The sequence below is a fragment of the Butyrivibrio sp. NATIVEDY162 genome, assembly GCF_045999815.1.
In the GTDB taxonomy this organism is placed as follows: domain Bacteria; phylum Bacillota; class Clostridia; order Lachnospirales; family Lachnospiraceae; genus Butyrivibrio.
The window spans coordinates 282,557-301,751 of the sequence record NZ_CP172574.1; the positions used below are offsets into that span (position 1 = coordinate 282,557).

The window sequence follows — 19,195 nt, forward strand, 5'->3', positions numbered from 1 at the left end:
GAAAACCGATGTTTTATCTGATTAAAGAAATGCTGGAAGAAGTTACGGCAGAAGAGATAAAGAACGCAAAAGATCAGTATGTTGCAATTCTTACATTTGAGGAATGGAGAAATTGCAGTGGCATATTTGATATGGGAATTGATATGGATATAGAGGATAAAGATATCCTGACTACAAAGGCAGAAGTGAATTATGACTCACTTACAGGCTCATTTGTAATTCCCAACAGAGCAAATATGTCAGGCGAGAGCAGCAGATTCGCCTTTGCTCTTGATGAAAAGGGAATCGTATTTATTGATGATTCCGGTGCTGCAGGAAATTTGATAAAAAGTATTAAGAACACAAAAAAATGGCGTATGCCTTCGCTAGAGAGATTTCTTTACGATTTTCTTGACCAGATAGTAAAGGATGACCTACGCCTCATGGAACGTTATGACAAAGAGCTTGATGCTATGGAAAATGCCATACTTAATGAAGATGAAAAAATAGCATCCGGCAGGGTTAATGAGATAAGGAGCAATATCCGAGATCTTCGAATTCATTACGAACAACTTATGGATTTGGGACAGGAACTAGAAGAAAATGAGAACAGCTTTTTCAAACAGGAAAATCTCAGATATTTTAGGCTGTTTCTTAACAGAATGGACAGATTGCATGATACTTCAACAGCGATCAGGGACTATACCATGCAGATTAGGGATCTTTACAAGGCCCATCTTGATATAAAACAGAATAGGATTATGACTGTGCTTACAGTAGTTACAACAATTTTTCTTCCTTTGACGCTTATAGTCGGATGGTATGGAATGAATTTCAGATACATGCCTGAGCTTGAATGGAGATGGGGATATCCTGCGGTTATTGCGATCAGCATTTTAATAGTACTGGTCAGCCTGCTATTTTTCAGGAAAAAGAAGTGGCTCTAAAAAAGAAGTTCTGGATTTTGCCGGTACTCAGCTGAATGAAAGCAGAAAAGAATGGCGCGAAATAAGAAAAGAACACAATGAACAGTTTAAAGAAAGCAGCAGATGGTGAAAAACATCATTTCCATGACAGATACTGATAAAGTATCTGTCATTTTTATTTTTGGTTTGCTATAATCACATTTTGAGGAGACTAATATTAAGAAAGGGATTTGGGGAAATCATTTATGAAAAAAGTATTTTGCAATTTATTATTGGGGTTTATAATTGCACTTTTTTGGGTGGTTATATTCATTCCGTTAAAAGCAGAGGCAATGTATGTTGCGGATGCCACAGATAATTCCATTACAGTTGACTGGAGTGATGATTACCGGGAGCTCATGAATGAGTGGAAACAGAAGGGCGTTACTTCGTGGAAATTTAATAGTGCCAATATAAAGTATATGGAAATTCCATGCGATTATAATGTGCTTAATAATCAAAAGGGAATATCTATTAATTTTAATGGTAATACGAAAAGACATACTATTACAAACCTTAAGCCGGGTACAGGCTATCGTATGATGATTACTGTGGATCATACATTTAAAGGAAAAGTGAATGGAATTGGCGAAAGATCTTATGATTTGCGAGAAGCATATACTACAAACGGAGCTGCTTCAGCTAAAGCTTCTGTCCTGGGAACTACAGGAACCACTGCCGATTTCGATTTAAAAGGCCTTTTCTCGGAAATAGAACATGATAATGAAAAAAAAGGCGCTGTGTCCTGTTCTATCAGTAACGTAACTGTTGGTTATGCTGATGAAGCAGATGGGAAAGATGCGGCAATTAAAAACGCAAAGAATATGACCGGAACAGGTGAATATGCACTAATGATAAATCAGTACAATTATTCTTTGAGAGGACTTAAACCGGATCATTCGTATACAGTTGTATTTGGATTTGATGTTAGTGCTTCATATTTTATTTCTGGAAAAAAGACTACTAAGAAGTATCATGTTTATTCATTGGTGCAGGGAGTAAAGACAAAAAACTATGATGATTCGAATCTTTTCAAAGCGCCTGAACCTAAGCCGGTAACTGATTGGCGTGAGGATATAAAAAGTGACTCCTCGGTTTATGAATTAAGTAGTTTTGGTTATAGTGATTACAGTTTTAATTTTGAAACGACAAAGAACTCTATTACAATAAAATGGGATCAGCCAAGTGATAAAGATTGGCAGATTGTACCTGCAAAAAATGAAAAAAAGATATGTCTATCAATTGTAGAAGAAAAAAATTTTGACCCTGATGAAGACAGGAAAAAATATGGTTCATTAAAAAATTATGGACCGAATGTCAGAGAAGCGATTAAAAAGGCGGATGCACGTCCGGTTAGGGTGGATTTTAGCAAAAAGTCATATACTTTTAAGAACCTTAAGAGTGATACGCATTATTTGGTAATGTTTAAGTGTGGACAAAAATACAAATCTGGAGGTAGTAGTTCAATTTGCTATTTTTATAAATCGAATGTTTTCACTGAGGGAGATAACGGGCCTTATGATATCTGGGCATTAAAAGATAGACAGACGAAGAAACCGTTCATGTATGATGTGCTGGTAAAGAGAAACGGAAAAGAGGCTTATCTTGATTGGGGAAAGGCGCTCAGTGCTTATTATTCACAACCCTTTATGAAAGAACATTTTGCAAAGCTTTGGACTAAAAATAACTGTGAAGCCTGGCGAACAAGAGACTTGCGAATAACAATAGGCTACGCTAAGCTTCCAAATTATTATAATGAGAGCAAGGTTATTGCCAGCTATGATGAAGCACGCAGGATGGATAAGCGGAATTGTATTTGTATTGACTCTTATTACACAAATTGTATGATATACGGTCTTGATCCCAAAGCAAATTACGTCTATGCCATATCTTTCGAATCGGTAATGTCAGATTATAATACGATTTCCTCATTTTATGGTCTACTGTATGCTGATGAAAACGGTATGAATTATTACAAGGCAGAGGAACTTGGAGAATCCTACAGAAATCAGTTTAAAGATGTAGAATATGTGGATGATAACCCCGGTGATAATAGTAATGCGGAAAACGGGGATGCGCCGGGAAATAGTAATGGCGAAGGAAAGCCAGGTAAGGGCGATTCCAAGTCAAAAACCGTAGATAGCGCAGCGCTTCCGATGACTGTAGATGTAGATGGTATCACTTATAATATCGGTATTGATGGAAATGCCACAGTTACTAAGATCGGACCGGTTAAAAAGGCTATCATAAACGAAGTTACCGTTAGCGGCGCAACATATCCTGTAACAGCAATCGCTGACAGCGCAGCCAAAGGCAATAAAAAGCTACAGAACCTGACGATTAGTTCCAATGTTAAGACGATTGGAAAGAAAGCTTTCTATGGATGCAAGAAGCTAAAGAAGGTTACAATTAAGGCCAATAAGTCTCTGACAGTTGGCAAGAAAGCGTTCAGAAAGCTTCCCAAAGGGGTAACTATTTATGTTAAAGGAGTTAAGGGACAGGCGAAAAAGAAGCTTGTAAGAAATATAAAGAAGCAGACAAATGCTACTGTGAAGTAAACAGAATAATTTGATAAAGAAAAGGGCTGCATTCCGGTTATTAGGAGTGCAGCTCTTATTGGAAGTATGATAAGAGGTGTTAACTTGAAGAGATTATTGGCTATCGCATCTTTTTACCTGATAAATTTTGGATTGTGGGAATTGCTCAAAGGCTACATAGTGCCTGAATGGGATTCATTTCTGGTATATGTTATTTTATTTCCTTTGATCATTGCCATTTTTTGGAAAGAGATCAGATCAGAATGGAAGGAGTTTTCTTCTATACTGAAAACTAAATCCTTTTATGTTAAATTGCTGATATGGCTGATTTTGGATTTACTATTAACGGGGTTGCTTCTGTGGGGAAGCAGTTATTTTGGATGGGATATTCTTCCTCAGAATAATGATAGTGTGAAAGAACAGATGACAGTGGTTCCGACCTATCTGACCGTGATCCAGGGATGCATTTTTGCTCCGGTGATCGAAGAGCTGGTATTCAGATATGCAATTATTGGCAAACCTAAAAAAGCAGTTGCGCAGGTGTTGCTGTTTCTGGTCTCGGTGGTGATGTTTGATTGCATTCATATAGTCAGACCACTAGAATTTTTTTATTATCTTATACCGGCACTATTCTTAACATCATTTTATATGACAAAGAAGAATCCATATATCTCAATGTCACTACATTCAGTAATAAATATAGTTGGATACATCTCTTTGATTGTAGGTGTTTTGTGAGTAAACAGAAATGTGTACCTCTATTTGTCTGTTTGTACCCTAAAACATACGAAGTAAAAAAAGAAGATTCCTTTCGGAATCTCCACAAGCTGCAACTAAAATATAAATTTTTATGTCTTGTGATTAAGCAGCCATATATTACCAAACAAAAGTTACTGCATTTGCAATGTCTTCAGTGATTGTATTATCTTTTACGAGCTTTTTAAGCCATTTGTCAAGGTTGCCCACTTTGTGATTAGTCTGGATGAAGTGAACCTTTTTGCCATTTACATCATTTGAAAGAAACAGTTCGTACATATACATAAGAGAAAACCTCCATTTAATCATCTTATTTGTTTCATTCTCTTGGCCATTGGAATGTTCTTTTTGTGTGTCCGATAACTATATCGATGAAAGAGTGAAAATACTTTATAGCTTTTCTAAATGTTTTTTTATTTCTTTTGTAGTGAGGATTTGCGAAAAATTATTTCAAAAGTCCGGAATCCATTGGGTACCCTCATGCAAGTAGCAGCAAGATCACATATCCAGATAGCCGATAAGGACAGTTCGTAGTATTCCCTGGATGGGAAAAAGGTAATATTGGCATAAAACATATTGACTTTGCCACTGATGTAGCCTATATGATAGTAAGACAAATTTGCAAAGGTATTTGAGACGGTATCATCACAGGAGTTTTTATGCTTAGAAAAATCTTTTTGCGCATGATGGATGGAACTGAATTAGACAGGCTTACATGGGTATTTCCTTTTGTCTTTCTTTTTTTGGCAGAATGTTTTTTGAGCTTTATGGCAGGGACATATCTGACTTTTTTTATAGGAGATCTGATTCATGTGGATGTGAGACCACTTATGGACCATCTTATGTTTCCCATTACGTTTGTACTTCCATTTATAGATTTGTTCTGGGATGTCATTAAGTGGGGAGGGTCCAGGATCAAGTTGAGCAAAAAGCAAAAAAACCGCAAAAGAATCAACTTTTTATCCGCAGCAAGGTCGTTTTTTTCAGATATTCGTTCCGATAGTGAAAATTGGTTTATATCCACTTTTGGAATCACACCTCATCTTGATAAATATATTGGACTGAAGGAGAGAATAAAGGTTATCTCCGGGATGAAATTCAGACCATACAAGCACAGACTTGAAGGAAAAGTGCGTTTTTTAAAGGTAAGTGAAGATAATAAATGGGTCAAGATTCTTGGTAAATATTTCCCTCTTGATCTAATCTGCGGATACAACAATGAAACAAACCAACTGTTCTTCATCGACGGATATGTTGTAAAGCTACCCCCAAAAGCTATGGACAGCAACATCAACAGATGCATTGAAGATTTTTTTAATGAAAGAGGCTATACCTACAACAATTTGCCCTCCGGTGCCAGGAAGAGATTCGATAAGCTGGTTGGAGACAGAATTGACCAATTTGAATGTATTGACTGGTCAGGGCTTCGACACGAGTGGGAAGTAGCTACTGCAAATTATATTGAACAGAGAAAGGCTAACAAGAATAGTAATGACAGATATAGACCGGTATCGCACTCAGGTAAGCTTAACCGCGACTTTTTAAGCAGAGCCTTGTCCGAAAGAGAACTAAAGCTGACAGCAGAAATATTTAAGGGAACAATGTTTTCTCTATCGGAGCTTACTTGTTTTTCCGCTTATCAAAACGAGTACAGTGTGTGTAACGGAGTTTACATTTTGGGAGAACTTAAATATCCCGCCAACAAGAAGGGACTTGATTTTCTTTTTGATTGTTTAAGTGATGTAGATGAAGCTTATTTTATGCCGGCCGCAGGAGTGCTGTCAGAAGTTCCGCTGACGGTCCTCGCACCTCTCATGGAAAAGAAATCACAAGAGGCCTACTTAAAATGCGATGTTATGCGCCTTGCAGGTATAATGTATTTGGCTAAGGAAACCGGCTATGAAATCCAATTTGTCAAAAATCTCAAAGAACAATTAGCCGGCTCTGCGCCTGTTCCCATGACAGAGGTTGATGAAAACGGAATGGTTCGTTTTGCACCGGAAGAGGACAAGCAGTATATGACAAAAGAGGCAGTGGCCTTTAAGGCTACGCCTTAAATAAAGCGACCAATTTCGGTTACAAATAAGTGCCGGAAAGAGGAGTAGTATTATGAGTATGAAAACAGTAGTAATTACTGGCAGCTCCAGAGGACTTGGCTATGAAATGGCCAAGGTTTTTTGCACTAATGACTGGAATGTTGTGATCAATGGAGTAAATGAAGATAGATTAAAAGCGGCTAAGGAGAGCCTTGAGGCGCTTTCGGGAAAAGGAGAAATCCTTGAAGTTCCCGGGAATATCGCAAGATCCGAGGATATTTTAAGACTAATGGACAGCGCAGTAAAGCGGTTTGGAGCGGTTGATATCTGGATAAATAATTCCGGAGTGAATCAACCGTCCAAAGCAATGTGGGAGCTGACGGATGCTGAGATAGATGCCATTCTTAATATTGACCTTAGAGGCACAATCATCGGAACTAAGGTTGCTACCCTGCAGATGGAGAAGCAGCCGGAAGGCGGCATGATCTATACGGTTGAGGGCTATGGCAGCAATGATGCCATGATGCTGGGGCTTAACATGTATGGAACCAGCAAGAGAGCCATAACGCATTTTACCAGGAGTTATGCGAAAGAGCTGGAAGAGCGCGGAAGCAAGGTGAGAATCGGAAGACTATCTCCGGGTATCATGATCACTGATTTTACAAAGATGGCGCTGGGTGGCGAGCAGGAAATAGTGCTGTCCGAGAAAACCAGAAATGTCTACAATATGCTTGGTGATTATCCGGACGTTGTGGCGCAGTTTCTGGTGGGTGAAATGCTGAAAAATCCAGCGAATAATGCGAAGATTAACTGGCTTACCGGTAAAAAAGTGGTATGGAGACTTATGACTGCGCCATTTTTCAAAAGGAATATGATATGACAGTCTTTATAAAATCCTGTTTAATTTTTTACGCTTTATAAAAAGATAATAGAAGTCTAATAGATGTCTAATATTTCCTATCAGCAGAATAAGTATAATTAAATTGGTACTGATATGATTTTGCTATAGGGGTAGATATGACTCTTTATGATAAATTGTACAAAATTCTGATCTACGGAGATTCGTGGAAGACAATACTTAAGGGTCTTCTGGTGACTGTGCAGATATCGTTTGTAGCGCTTATTCTTGGCACTGTTTTAGGAGCCTTTATTTGTCTTCTTAGAACGCGAAAAAGACCAATAGTAAAAGGATTAGCAGCCGTATATATAGCAGTTCTCAGAGGAACTCCGGTGCTGATGCTTTTACTATTATTGTATTACGGAGTATTTGCCAGAGCAGGACTAGAACCCGTAACAGTTGCTATTATCACTTTTTCGCTCAATGTATCAGCACATGTGGCAGAGCTTTTGCGTTCAGCACTTCTTGCATCAGATAAAGGACAGGCAGAAGCGGCGAGAACACTTGGCTTTTCTGCATGGTCTACATTTCGTCTTGTGACACTTCCTCAGGTTCTGCGCATCGCAAAGCCTGTTTACCAATCTACTATAGTCAATCTAATACAGTGGACGAGTGTTGTCGGATACGTTACGATCACTGATCTTACAAGAGTTATCAACAACACTGCAGCCAGAACAATGCAGCCGCTTCTGACTATTTCAATCGGTATGCTGATCTACCTGGCTTTTTCTTATGTCGTGTTTGGAATTTTTGCACTCACGGATAAGATAAGCGAAAAGAAAAGGAGACAGAATCGCCATAATCGGCGGCTCCGGCTGCGGGAAAAGTGTACTTCTAAGATCATTATCTCTGCTTGAAATACCAAGCGCCGGACAGATTTTTATTGATGGCCACGAAATCACTGAAAAAGGGGCAGATGTGGACAAAATCCGCCAGAGCATGGGGATGGTGTTTCAGAAATTTCATCTTTTTTCAGAGATGGATGTGATGGATAATCTGTGCCTTGCACCGGTAAAGCTAAAGGGAATGTCAAGGAAAGATGCCGAGGAAAAGGCTATGGAGCTTCTCTCGAGGGTAGGACTTGCCTCAAGGGCTCACAGGTGGCCGGAGGCACTATCAGGAGGACAGCAACAGCGAATAGCAATCTGCCGGTGTCTTATGATGGAACCCAAGGTCCTGTTATTCGATGAACCTACAAGTGCCTTGGATCCCCCAATGGTGGGAGAGGTGCTGGCGGTGATACGAATGCTTGCCAAGCGTGATATGAGCATGATCATCGTAACCCACGAAATGAATTTTGCGAGGGAAGTGGCAAACAGGGTTCTATTTCTTGCAGATGGCTGCATCTATGAAGAGGGAACTCCGGCAGAGATTTTTGATTATCCAAAACGAGAAAAGACAATAGCCTTCATTCAAAAGATCAAATTTTTTAACTACGAGATAACAGGGCAGGACTTCGATCTTATGTCGCTTCAGGGTGGTATACAGGATTTCGGAGAAAAGTACGGGATAGATCAAAAAAAGATATACAGTCTTCAGATATGTACAGAAGAACTTGTCTACGAAATGCTACGCGGTTGCTATAACAAAGGCGATAAAGTTGCAGTAAACATAGACATATCATATTCGGAAGCAAAAGGAACCACAGAGCTGTCCATTACATCAGGAGGAAAAGAATTTGATCCTTTCAAGCAGGATGATGACGGCCTCGGAGTTACGATACTTAAAACTATGGCCAAAAATATAAGCTGTCTTAGTGATGGCGATAAGAACCGGATCAAGATAGAGTTGTAATAATTAACCATCGAATCAAAGGAGGGAAAAGTACATATATTTTGAAATGAAAAAGCGCAAAACAAATTTTTACAGAAGCAGAAAAAGAAATTATAACCTGGACTTGAAAAAGGTGATTGATGTTTTTCCGAAAGAAGCCTTTGACAGTTATTTTGAAAATGACCATATTACGGTTTCGTTTGCTATCTATAGTGAACTATTGGAGGTTTTAAGAACCAAGAAAATCTATGTTGACCTTCGAAATGAGTATGGCAAGACAGAAAAACAGGAGCTATCAGGAGCACGTATCGAATTTTTCTGCAGGGATTTTCAAAAGAAAATAAACCAGGCATCACTGTTACAGTTAATGCCAGATATTGGAGATGCAATTATAGATGTTCTTTGGGAATCAGAAGATGCTGATATCCTGAAATTTCTCTCTGATGGAAGGAAAAAGGCTGTATCAAAAATCATAATGAAGTACCTTCGTGAGTCAGGTCACATAAAAGATATAGTGACATTCATTAAGGAAAATGTTACGGAGCAGGTTGTCTTTGAACAGCTGATGAAAAATCCCCGCTATAGACGTGCAGCCAAGCGCTATGAAAAGAACATGGAGGCCAAAAAGCTTCTATTTGAAAATATCGAAAACTCTACACCAAATGATTACACGGAACTTTTTCCACTTGCAAGGAAGATAAAGAGAAGATTTATTCTGCATATCGGACCTACAAACTCAGGCAAAACTTATCAGGCAATGGAGGACTTAAAAAGTGCTGATAATGGCATATATCTTGCACCGTTAAGGCTTCTTGCCTATGAGCAGTATGAAAGGATGAACAGAGAGGGTGTCCCCTGTTCAATGATTACAGGAGAAGAGAGGATACTGATGCCCGGATCATATCATCAGTCATCCACGATAGAGATGCTTGACCTTGAAGAGGAATGGGACATGGCGGTCATAGATGAAGCACAGATGGCTGCTGACAGACAAAGGGGCGGATACTGGACTTCTGCAATACTTGGAGTAAGAGCTAAGACCGTGCATGTATGCGCGTCGCAGGATGCTGAAGACATTCTTACAAGGATGATCAAATCCTGCGGTGATACTTTTGAAATCCAGTACCATGACAGAAAAACACCTCTTGTGATGGATGAAAGCGCCAGAGAATTTGACTTTCCGGTTGATGTCAAAAAGGGAGATACACTGATTGTTTTTTCAAGAAGAGATGTACACAGCGTAGCGGCAGAACTACAGCAGCATGATATAAAGTGCAGCATAATATATGGTTCACTCCCCTATGATGTAAGGCACAGGGAAGCAAGGAAATTTGCAGACGGTGACACGGACGTGGTTGTAGCTACTGATGCCATAGGCATGGGGATGAACCTACCCATAAGAAGGATAGTATTTTTACAGACAATTAAATTTGACGGAATCGACGAGAGACCGCTTAATTCCTCAGAAGTTAAGCAGATAGCAGGAAGAGCCGGAAGATATGGAATATACGACACAGGTTATGTGACATCCTACTATGACTATGAAACAATAGAAGGGCTTTTATTTAGCAGGCTCATTCCCTTAAGACAGGTCATGATAAATATCCCGGAGGATTTTCTTCATAAGGATGGAAGAGTATCAGAAATACTTGAAACCTGGAATAAAATACCTGCTGAAAAGTATTACAATAAAGGTGATATTTCAGAAAAGATAACTGTTGCAAGAGCACTGGAAAAAATAAGGGATAACAGGAAGCTTATAAGAAAATATATAAGAATTCCTATTGATGATGGCAATAAGGATACTTTCGGAGTTTTTCTTGATTTCTATGGCATCATCGTTAATGGCGGATATCCTGATATAGACAGGACTATGGCAGAATATTCAGAAAAAAATGTCGATGAAGAGGATAAGAACGCACTTCTTATGCTTGAGGCATCAAGTGCCGTATATGATTTTCTCTATTCATTTACCAGGATTTTTGGAAGTGCGGATGACCTTGATAAGATACTTGACGGAAAAAGAGAAATCTCAGAGAAAATATTCAGAATCCTTGATAAGCAGGAGCTTAACCTTAGGAGCTGCGCATATTGCGGAAAGAAGCTTAAATGGTCCTACAAGTACAACATGTGTCAGGAGTGTTTCAGGAAGAGAAGACATATTAGAAGACCGGGGCATTAAAATCTACACATTGATGTTTAAGGAGAGGTAGTTATGGCAGTTTACAGATGCAGAGTATGTGGGTACATATTTGATGAGGAAAAGGAAGGAAAAAGTATAAGGGACATAGATGTTTGTCCAAGATGCAAGCAGCCGGATGACCGCTTTGAGCTTGTAGAAGATGAATCCAATAGTGACGATACGAATAAAAAATAATGGGTTGATCTTATATGGAGGAGCTTTGATTCACACTTCATCGAAGACTGCCAGAAACTCATAAAAGGATTTTGTATGACTAATAAGATATGGGATTTAATGCATAAGGAAGATACTGTAGTATTCTTCGATATTGATGGTACATTAACAAGCTATAACTATGGTGAATATCATGCACATCATGAGCTGGATTTCACCCCGGAATTTAGGGATATAAATATATATGCTAACTGCAAAAGGCTTGAGCCTATATATGCGTACATTAAAGGTCATGATATGGACAGAATCTTTTGCATTTCAAGAGAGCCTCACGGACACGAAAAATGGAAGTCGGATATGGTAGAAAAACTATATGGAATACCTTCCTCCCACTGCTTTTACACTCTTGAGGCAAAGGATAAACCAGGAATAGTAACGAGTGTCGTAAACAGATACTTCCACGATCTTAATCCAAGGTCTGTGATCTGCATGGATGACAATGATGAAACGCTTGGAATGTACATGAAAGTGACGGAGTTTAGCACCGCGCATCCGATGATATTCATGGAGCATCTTAATGATGCCTGAAACTAATGGGAAAAGGTAATTTCATGAACTTTTTCATGGATATACCAAATTTGCTAAAAGAGCGATTGAGATGAATCTTGTAGAATTAGATATAAAACAGATTAAAAAAGTATACAACGAAAGAATGGTTTATGATTTTCCCCAAAATGAGCTAAGGCCACTGGCGAGGATTATTGGACCACTGAGGCAAGGGAAATATGAATGCTTTGGACTTAATGATGGTGATAATATAATAGGATACGTATACCTTGCCAAACAGGACAATGATTACCTGGTAGACTATCTTGCAATGTATCCGAAGTATAGAAATAAGGGACTTGGCGGGGAAATGTTATGCCTTTTGAAGGAATATCTTTCCGGTGCTGATAATATCATATTGGAAGTCGAGGATCCTGATTCATTTACAGATTATGAATATAAAAGTGTGTGTCAGCGGAGGATTTCTTTTTATATAAGAAACGGTTTTTTTAACAAAGGTGTAAACATGCTGTGTTTTGATGTACCATATCTGATCCTTTCCCTTGGGAACAAAAGAAGGCGAACGGAGGAAATAGAAGAACTCTATTTTAAATTTTACAGGATGATTTTGCCAAATGATATGTTTGAGAAGAATATCCATAAGTTTAAATGAAACAAGCGTAAAAGGATAAGTAGTGATAATTCAGTATGTATAGAGCAGTGAGGTATTTTCAAAATATCGCGCTGCTCTTTTTCTGATACAATCGTTTTTAGGCCTGCTTTAGGTAGACTGCTTACAATAATCGCCATAATAGAAAGATAGCAGGATCATATTAGCCAAAATGTATCTACAGCATAATTAAGGCTGGGTATATACTTTTTATAAATGAAAAGAGGTATAAGTCATGGACAAATTCAGACAGTTTCAATATAGATTACAGATGCAGCTCATGCAGATGCTGTATGGAAGAAACGGGGTTGATGCCCTCGCTAAAACATGCAATACAGTAGCGATCATACTGATGGCAATAAACATATTTCTAAATAGCACAATCATATATTTCCTATGGGTAGGTCTTTTTGGATATTCTATCTTCAGGATATTTTCTAAGAACATACCAAAGAGATATGCAGAAAATCAGAAGTTCCTTGAAATGACTGTGCTTCCAAGAAAACGCATGAATCTTGTAAAGATGCAGTGGAGAGACCGTTCCACCAGCAAATATTACATGTGTTCAAAGTGTCATCAGCAGATAAGAGTTCCTAAGGGCAAGGGAAAGATTGAGATCAGATGTCCTAAGTGCTCCAACAGATTCATAAAAAGGACCTGACGCCTCGGATAGTTTACCGTTTTCAAAATTTACTCTACAGTACTAAAGAAAGGATACGACTATGATGGCAGACCCATACAAAACGCTGGGAGTTCAGCCTGGTGCTTCTGATGAAGAAATAAAAAAAGCATACCGGAGTCTTGCAAAAAAATATCATCCCGATCTGCACCCGGATGATGTCAATGCTTCAGAGAGGATGAACGAGATAAATGCAGCTTACGATATACTCTCAAAGCCGCATAGTGCTGATTCCTGGGAGAGAGATAATAAGAGCTATACATACGAGCAGAAAAATCCGTATGGAGAACAGGCAGAATATGTCGATTTCGAGGAGTATAAGAACTGGAGAAACAGACAGCGAGGTTACAATTATACCTATACCTGGAACAGGATGCCTGTATATACATTCAGACCATCTATATTTGGAACTCTTCTTAGATGGTTCATCATATTTCAGATATTGTCTTCTATGTTTAGACTGGCATTTTTCTTCTAAACTTTAAGCGCATTCACCAAAAATATAAATTATGTGGTATTTCTTTTTTAGAGGAAGAAATGCTTAGCGATAAGACGGAATGCTTGGGACTCTAAATCAATACTTGCGATATAGGCAAATTAGAAGGCAGGTTTTTGAAATAATAGATATATATTATGTTCTTGGCGAACCTTATACTACAAGCATGAAGAGGATGTCTTTCCTGAAAATCGGGGAGGCAGGAACTGTAAGTTGAGAAAAGTTATAGAAGAGGAGATTAAACATGAATAAGAATTCAAAATTGTTTGCAGTATTAAGCTACATCACATGGGTAGGATTTGTTGTATCCTTTTTGATGAGAGACAAAGAAGATACATTGGTCAGAAGGCATCTTAACCAGGCACTTATCATCAACCTGATCGGAACTGTCGGAACATTCCTTACAAGACTGGGAGGAATCATGGCACTTGGAGGAAATATACTCGGAATTGCATGTCTTGTACTTTCCATTATGGGAATTGTAAGAGCTGCAAGAATGAGTGAGGAACCTCTTCCTTATATTGGAGAATATACCATTTTTAATTAAATAGCATTTTACATGGGCGGTGTGCAAAGGCATGCCGCTCTTTTTTATATCATAGTCTTTGTGATTTTGCACTTAAGAATAAGCTTGTCAAGGTTGCCCACTTTGTGGTCGGTATGGATGAAGTGAACCTTCTTGCCGTCAAGGACGTTTGAGTTCATTGTGAAGGGTGGATCAACATGATATAATGAACAAAAATCAGTCTATGATCTGTTGGCACATTGATGTATTATGGCAAAAACTATTTCATTGAGGTGACAGTATTTTGAACGATTATGGATTAAATAATGATAAAAGAAATTATCTTCTGGATTTCTTCAAGGGCGTGGCAGCGATAAGTGTTGTGCTTGGACATTTCAGGTTCCCCGGCATAACCGGCAAGATTATGACCTCGGTGGGAACCGCGGGGGTCGTTCTGTTTTTTTTGATAGGCGGATACTTCGCATACTCGGAGGATAACGAGGCTGCCTGCGGTAAAATAATCGAACGCTTTAAACGCAACCTTGTCATTACGCTGATCGCGGTACTTGTCTATTTTGTGTTCACTGCCGTGAGAGAAGCTCTTATCGGCAATATTGCTGCCTGGGCAGCGAAATTTACCAATCCTGTGCTTTATCTTCGTATGATAGTTATGGGTGATTTCGAGGTGATAAACAGCGACCCGCTGTGGTTCATGCCGGCGCTGTTGTACTCATACCTGATACTTTGGTGCATACATAAGTTCCGGATAAAAAAAGTCGCATACATTGCCTTGCCGTTTCTTCTGCTTTTGCGTATCGGAATGGAAACATATACAAACTCATTCGGCGCGGACTGGCATATGAGCGGAAACTTTCTTGTCGGTGGTTTGCCGGTAATGCTGCTGGGACATTTCATCGCGCATAAAAAGGAAGCTTTTATGTCACGATCGGTGAAAATCATGTCGGCAGAGTGCATTATATCGGTCTTACTGATGTTCATCAGTGTGAATATCCTTATCGCGGGCATGGACATATCGCAGATGTTCAAGATATGGTCCGGATTCTCGGTGTTTATACTTGCGCTTAAGCTGCCGCAGAAGAAAGTGCTCGTGCCGGTGGGTGTCATTGGATACCGCTATTCACTGCATGTTTATCTATGGCATTTTCTTATAGGGATCACTCTTGGAGATATTCTTAATGCGGCAAAAGCCACGACCTGGACGGTGGATTGGTGTCTGCCTGTTGCGACGATCATTGTTTCAATTGCTGTATCAGCGGTGATATACAGAATAAATAATATCCGTACCAAGTAGCACTTAAATGGGAAGATATTGGATGGCTGGGAATTTTCCGGAGGAAAGATAGAAGAAGGTGAATCACCGGAGCAGGCATTGGTTCGTGAAATGGAAGAAGAGCTTGATATCTGAAGCCTTAGGAGTGTCAATTGGCTTCCTGCTGACCTGATACTTCTTCCTAAGATTTCTGCAGCAATGGCTGATAAGAATGAGTAGTACCGGAACGAGAATGCAGATTCATTCTTTTTTCGGAAGACCGGTTTCCTGGTATTATGGAAAAAGTGGTCATATTGCAGCGCCCTGGAGTCTTCCAGCGGAATCTACAAACACGCTCCTGTCATCGATATAGATGTCACAGGTGATTTTTCTGCTGTTGTTGCCATAAAGTTCAACAATTTCAGGAAGATTGTCATTTACGGCATCAAAAACAAGCCCGTAATCCCTGCACCAATTGACTGCATCAGCAAGCGGTTTACCGGCTCTGCATGTCCAGAGTATGAGTTTATTGCCTGCGGCTTTTTCTTTTAACAGATATTCAATCAGTTTAAGGTTAGGATCTCCAAGCCCCGGCCAGTCTGAGTATGCCAGCGTTCCGTCGAAATCCACAGCAATGATCTTGTAATTCATTTCCATAGCAAAATCTCCATTCCAATACATGCGAATGTGTGTTCGTATAATAGATATTACCACCGCAGAACATATGTTTCAATCGAACAGTTTATTAATTTTTTGTAATCAGAGGAAAGCTGGAGATATTGATGAAATACCTGATCTGTACAAGGATTGTAAATGGTATAACTTTTAACAATTAAAATTGTTGATTTTATCGTATACGCACGATAAAATAAATGTAAAGTATCGTTTGTATATGATAATCGGGAGGGTACTATGAATCACAATGTCTTGAAGCAGGTCATTTTAGAGCAGATTGAGTTAATACAAGATGCGAAGATCATAGACCGTGACTATGATTTAGAAAAAAATGTAAATTATATTTTGGTGGGACTTAGAAGAGCTGGAAAATCGACTCTTTTATATAAGATTGCCAGAGAACTTGTTGAAGCAGGGTGTGACTGGTCTCAGATAGTTTATGTTAATTTCGAGGATGACAGGCTTTTGGGGTTCACTAAGGATGATTTTAATGACATAGTCGAGACTGCCTATGAACTTACAGATGCCAAAGAAATATACTATTTCTTTGATGAAATCCAGATCATAGATGGATGGGAACATTTTGCCAGGAGAATGGCAGATCAGAAAAAACATGTGTATATAACCGGAAGTAACGCGAAAATGCTTAGCTCTGAGATGGAAAAAGTTCTTGGAGGCAGATATCTGTCCAAAATGATCATGCCCTTTTCTCTTAGCGAGTCTCTTGACTACAAGGAGATAGCACATGATGATAATGCACTTTTGACGACTTCTAAAGTTGCAAAGGTTCGCAGAGGATGCCAGGAGTATATTTCGAGTGGCGGTTTTCCTGAAGCGCAGCTTTTAACAAACAAAAGAGAATATATTAAGAGCGTCTATGAGAAGGTCCTTCTTGGGGACATTATAGAACGTGAAAAAATTAATAATAAGATGGCCCTCAGACTTATGATAAAGAAAATAGCCGAGACAGTGATGCATGAGATTTCTTTTAATACACTGGCTGGAAACGTAAAAGCAACCGGAATTAAGACATCAACAGACTCCATGATAGATTATACTTCTTACGCAGAAAATGCATATCTTCTGTTTAGAAACAGGAATTATGTCTCTAAGTTTGCAGAAAAAGAGAGCACACCAAGGTTCTATTTTTACGATAATGGCCTTTTGTCATTGTTCCTAGTAGACAAACCATCTGTGCTTTTGGAAAATACAGTAGCAGTGTATTTAAAGCGCAGGTTTGGCGAAGAGGTTTACTATTTCAAATCATCACAAACAGGAATAGATATTGATTTCTACCTTCCCGAAGAAAACTGTGCTATTCAGGTTGCATATAGTTTGGAGACTGCAGAAGACAGAGAAACTAAAAGCCTCATATCTTTTGCTGAAAAGACAGAAGGTATACAACGCCTTATCATAGTGACCAATGAGGAAGAACGAACAATTACTAAAGGTGACCATATAATTGAAGTAGTGCCCGTTTACAAATATTTACTGGGTAAAACGGATGTATCATAACCTCGCTTATGTGTTAGAGAGGCAGGGAAAATCATATCCATCAGGGTACGGCAGATTTTCAGTAATAATTATAGGTAGATATATATTAAGATGAACGGAAATAAGTACACAAACATAATTGTATGCTATGGGGATGCTGACAGGGATATCCTGACCAAACAGATAAAGATGTTCAGGGAAAGATATCATTCGAAGGTTGTCATAGTGATAGAGTCTGAAAATGATATAAGCTTGCTGAATGAGCATGGTGAGCTGTTTGAAGAGACCATGGACAGAGCAGACGGAGTAAGCTTTTTGGACGATGTCGTAAACTACTGCAAAATGCATCACTTAGCAGAAAACGAGACAATAATTATGGCAGAGATCAGCGAAACTGAGACTTTGACAGGACTTGGATTTGAAGTAAAAAGCCCCGGTGCCATGGCAGAATCCTACAAAAAGGCGCTTGAAATGCTTGGAAATATGATAAAACCGAGGGGTTAGGTCATAAGGAAGAGAAGGCTTATTAGAAAAAGAGATTAAATCCTGTAAAGTGATACACAATACACTGATAACGACCTATGGACTCAAATATAATGAATATAGCACTTTTTTTGATAATGTGATAACGATGGACGCATTATTTTGAAGGTCCACAGCAGTATTTTGATATCTATTGGAAATAGTAGCGACTTCGGATGCAAATAACTAAATATCTGGGTGCTTATGGGCTCATTATATGGCAAAAATATGAAGTTGTTAAGGTGCCTAAGCGGAATTTAAATCCGCATTTTATCGATAATTTCTGAAACTGGAATTTACTATTTCATTTAAGTTATAATCAGAGGAAAGATGACTATAGAATGAGGAAAGCTGGCGCCTTGTCACGGAGTCGCCAGCTTTATGCGTTGAAGAAAAGTTTTTGTGTTCTTATGAGGGAGTTTCAAAAGGTTTTATCTTTTTGATGGTTATATGATAACGATAAAATCGTAAGAAAAAGTGGCTAACCTGTGTAAAAAATGTGAAATTTTATCTAAGCAAAACACAGCCTCTTAAAAACATCTATAATAAGGTAAATGACTGACCTTAAGGATTTCAGTGATGAAACAAAACTATATCGTTTTAGCGGTAATATTAAAATAATTATTATGCAGTAAATTTCATCCCACACTTAGTGCAGAATATATTCTGAGAAGGTGCCTGTGTTCCACATCTACTGCAGATCTTCTTATTTGCTGTGCCATAAACGTAGGCTGTTCCTGGCTTCTTAACCTGAACAAGCTTCATCTGCTGCGGCCAGATATCTATCTGTCTGCCCTTTGCGATATCCTTACCCATTTCCTTGCTGATTTCAAATAAAGCACCGCAGTTTCTATCCTCTAAATAATAATGGTAATTCCATCTAATGAAGGTAGGTATGAAAAATAGAGTAAACGCCCTACGAGACTTCATCAGTCTGAAATTCCCCTGTCTTCCGCAGTAAGGGCAATTTAGAAAAACATCCTTTTTATAGTTCTTGATTATCGTCCTTGATCCGTAAATAATTAACATAAAAAACTT

At 38.8% G+C, this 19,195-nt stretch carries 20 protein-coding genes and 1 pseudogene; 18 read left to right on the plus strand and 3 right to left on the minus strand.

Annotated elements, in window-relative coordinates; translation table 11 throughout:
* Positions 1 to 8 precede the first annotated feature (8 nt).
* From ACHCNF_RS17315 to ACHCNF_RS17325, 3 genes are all read left to right on the plus strand, one after another.
* Positions 9 to 926 carry a magnesium transporter CorA family protein gene (locus ACHCNF_RS17315; RefSeq protein WP_408072305.1) on the plus strand — a complete coding sequence of 306 codons (918 nt, stop codon included), beginning with the start codon at positions 9 to 11 and terminating at the stop codon, positions 924 to 926.
* Positions 927 to 1,150: 224 nt separating this feature from the next.
* A complete protein-coding gene (locus tag ACHCNF_RS17320; protein WP_408072306.1) occupies positions 1,151 to 3,502 on the plus strand; it encodes a leucine-rich repeat protein in 2,352 nt (783 codons plus the stop codon).
* A gap of 84 nt (positions 3,503 to 3,586) precedes the next feature.
* Positions 3,587 to 4,219, plus strand: coding sequence for a CPBP family intramembrane glutamic endopeptidase (locus ACHCNF_RS17325; RefSeq protein ID WP_408072307.1), 633 nt, complete (start codon positions 3,587 to 3,589; stop codon positions 4,217 to 4,219).
* A gap of 138 nt (positions 4,220 to 4,357) precedes the next feature.
* On the opposite strand, the gene ACHCNF_RS17330 is transcribed toward ACHCNF_RS17325, so the two are convergent.
* Complete coding sequence (locus ACHCNF_RS17330; RefSeq protein ID WP_408072308.1) at positions 4,358 to 4,522, minus strand: hypothetical protein; 165 nt, start codon at positions 4,520 to 4,522, stop codon at positions 4,358 to 4,360.
* A 374-nt stretch (positions 4,523 to 4,896) separates the two neighbouring features.
* Between ACHCNF_RS17330 and ACHCNF_RS17335 the strand changes: the two genes are divergently transcribed.
* The 13 genes and pseudogenes from ACHCNF_RS17335 to ACHCNF_RS17395 form a co-directional block, all read left to right on the plus strand.
* A complete protein-coding gene (locus ACHCNF_RS17335; RefSeq protein WP_408072309.1) occupies positions 4,897 to 6,294 on the plus strand; it encodes a hypothetical protein in 1,398 nt (465 codons plus the stop codon).
* A 52-nt stretch (positions 6,295 to 6,346) separates the two neighbouring features.
* A complete protein-coding gene (locus ACHCNF_RS17340) occupies positions 6,347 to 7,153 on the plus strand; it encodes an SDR family NAD(P)-dependent oxidoreductase (RefSeq protein ID WP_408072310.1) in 807 nt (268 codons plus the stop codon).
* Between the two features lie 137 nt (positions 7,154 to 7,290).
* Positions 7,291 to 8,028, plus strand: a complete 738-nt coding sequence (locus ACHCNF_RS17345) for an amino acid ABC transporter permease (protein ID WP_408072311.1) — start codon at positions 7,291 to 7,293, stop codon at positions 8,026 to 8,028.
* Positions 7,973 to 8,965 carry an amino acid ABC transporter ATP-binding protein gene (locus tag ACHCNF_RS17350; protein ID WP_408072659.1) on the plus strand — a complete coding sequence of 331 codons (993 nt, stop codon included), beginning with the start codon at positions 7,973 to 7,975 and terminating at the stop codon, positions 8,963 to 8,965. Before ACHCNF_RS17345 ends, ACHCNF_RS17350 begins: the two co-directional genes overlap by 56 nt.
* A gap of 46 nt (positions 8,966 to 9,011) precedes the next feature.
* Positions 9,012 to 11,126 carry a helicase-related protein gene (locus tag ACHCNF_RS17355; protein WP_408072312.1) on the plus strand — a complete coding sequence of 705 codons (2,115 nt, stop codon included), beginning with the start codon at positions 9,012 to 9,014 and terminating at the stop codon, positions 11,124 to 11,126.
* A gap of 33 nt (positions 11,127 to 11,159) precedes the next feature.
* Positions 11,160 to 11,321: a rubredoxin-like domain-containing protein gene (locus ACHCNF_RS17360; RefSeq protein ID WP_408072313.1), complete on the plus strand. Its 162-nt coding sequence runs from the start codon at positions 11,160 to 11,162 to the stop codon at positions 11,319 to 11,321.
* Positions 11,322 to 11,396: 75 nt separating this feature from the next.
* Positions 11,397 to 11,888 carry a hypothetical protein gene (locus ACHCNF_RS17365; RefSeq protein ID WP_408072314.1) on the plus strand — a complete coding sequence of 164 codons (492 nt, stop codon included), beginning with the start codon at positions 11,397 to 11,399 and terminating at the stop codon, positions 11,886 to 11,888.
* Between the two features lie 70 nt (positions 11,889 to 11,958).
* A complete protein-coding gene (locus ACHCNF_RS17370) occupies positions 11,959 to 12,519 on the plus strand; it encodes a GNAT family N-acetyltransferase (RefSeq protein ID WP_408072315.1) in 561 nt (186 codons plus the stop codon).
* Positions 12,520 to 12,751: 232 nt separating this feature from the next.
* The gene (locus ACHCNF_RS17375; protein WP_242876785.1) at positions 12,752 to 13,177 is read left to right on the plus strand and encodes a hypothetical protein; all 426 of its coding nucleotides are present in this window, start codon (positions 12,752 to 12,754) and stop codon (positions 13,175 to 13,177) included.
* A gap of 61 nt (positions 13,178 to 13,238) precedes the next feature.
* On the plus strand, positions 13,239 to 13,673 hold the full coding sequence (locus tag ACHCNF_RS17380) for a DnaJ domain-containing protein (protein ID WP_408072316.1): 435 nt from the start codon (positions 13,239 to 13,241) through the stop codon (positions 13,671 to 13,673).
* A 262-nt stretch (positions 13,674 to 13,935) separates the two neighbouring features.
* Positions 13,936 to 14,238, plus strand: coding sequence for a magnetosome magnetite crystal formation protein family (locus ACHCNF_RS17385; protein WP_408072317.1), 303 nt, complete (start codon positions 13,936 to 13,938; stop codon positions 14,236 to 14,238).
* 262 nt (positions 14,239 to 14,500) lie between these two features.
* Complete coding sequence (locus ACHCNF_RS17390) at positions 14,501 to 15,508, plus strand: acyltransferase family protein (RefSeq protein WP_408072318.1); 1,008 nt, start codon at positions 14,501 to 14,503, stop codon at positions 15,506 to 15,508.
* 9 nt (positions 15,509 to 15,517) lie between these two features.
* Positions 15,518 to 15,616: pseudogene (locus ACHCNF_RS17395) on the plus strand (NUDIX domain-containing protein); the annotation flags it as partial.
* Between the two features lie 159 nt (positions 15,617 to 15,775).
* Here ACHCNF_RS17395 and ACHCNF_RS17400 read toward each other — a convergent pair.
* On the minus strand, positions 15,776 to 16,123 hold the full coding sequence (locus ACHCNF_RS17400; protein ID WP_408072319.1) for an HAD family hydrolase: 348 nt from the start codon (positions 16,121 to 16,123) through the stop codon (positions 15,776 to 15,778).
* Between the two features lie 255 nt (positions 16,124 to 16,378).
* Between ACHCNF_RS17400 and ACHCNF_RS17405 the strand changes: the two genes are divergently transcribed.
* Together ACHCNF_RS17405 and ACHCNF_RS17410 are read left to right on the plus strand one after the other, a co-directional pair.
* Positions 16,379 to 17,656, plus strand: a complete 1,278-nt coding sequence (locus ACHCNF_RS17405) for an ATP-binding protein (protein WP_408072320.1) — start codon at positions 16,379 to 16,381, stop codon at positions 17,654 to 17,656.
* A gap of 90 nt (positions 17,657 to 17,746) precedes the next feature.
* Positions 17,747 to 18,139, plus strand: coding sequence for a hypothetical protein (locus ACHCNF_RS17410; RefSeq protein WP_408072321.1), 393 nt, complete (start codon positions 17,747 to 17,749; stop codon positions 18,137 to 18,139).
* 642 nt (positions 18,140 to 18,781) lie between these two features.
* Here the strand turns inward: ACHCNF_RS17410 and ACHCNF_RS17415 are convergent.
* Complete coding sequence (locus ACHCNF_RS17415; RefSeq protein ID WP_408072322.1) at positions 18,782 to 19,186, minus strand: zinc ribbon domain-containing protein; 405 nt, start codon at positions 19,184 to 19,186, stop codon at positions 18,782 to 18,784.
* Between the last annotated feature and the right edge of the window lie 9 nt (positions 19,187 to 19,195).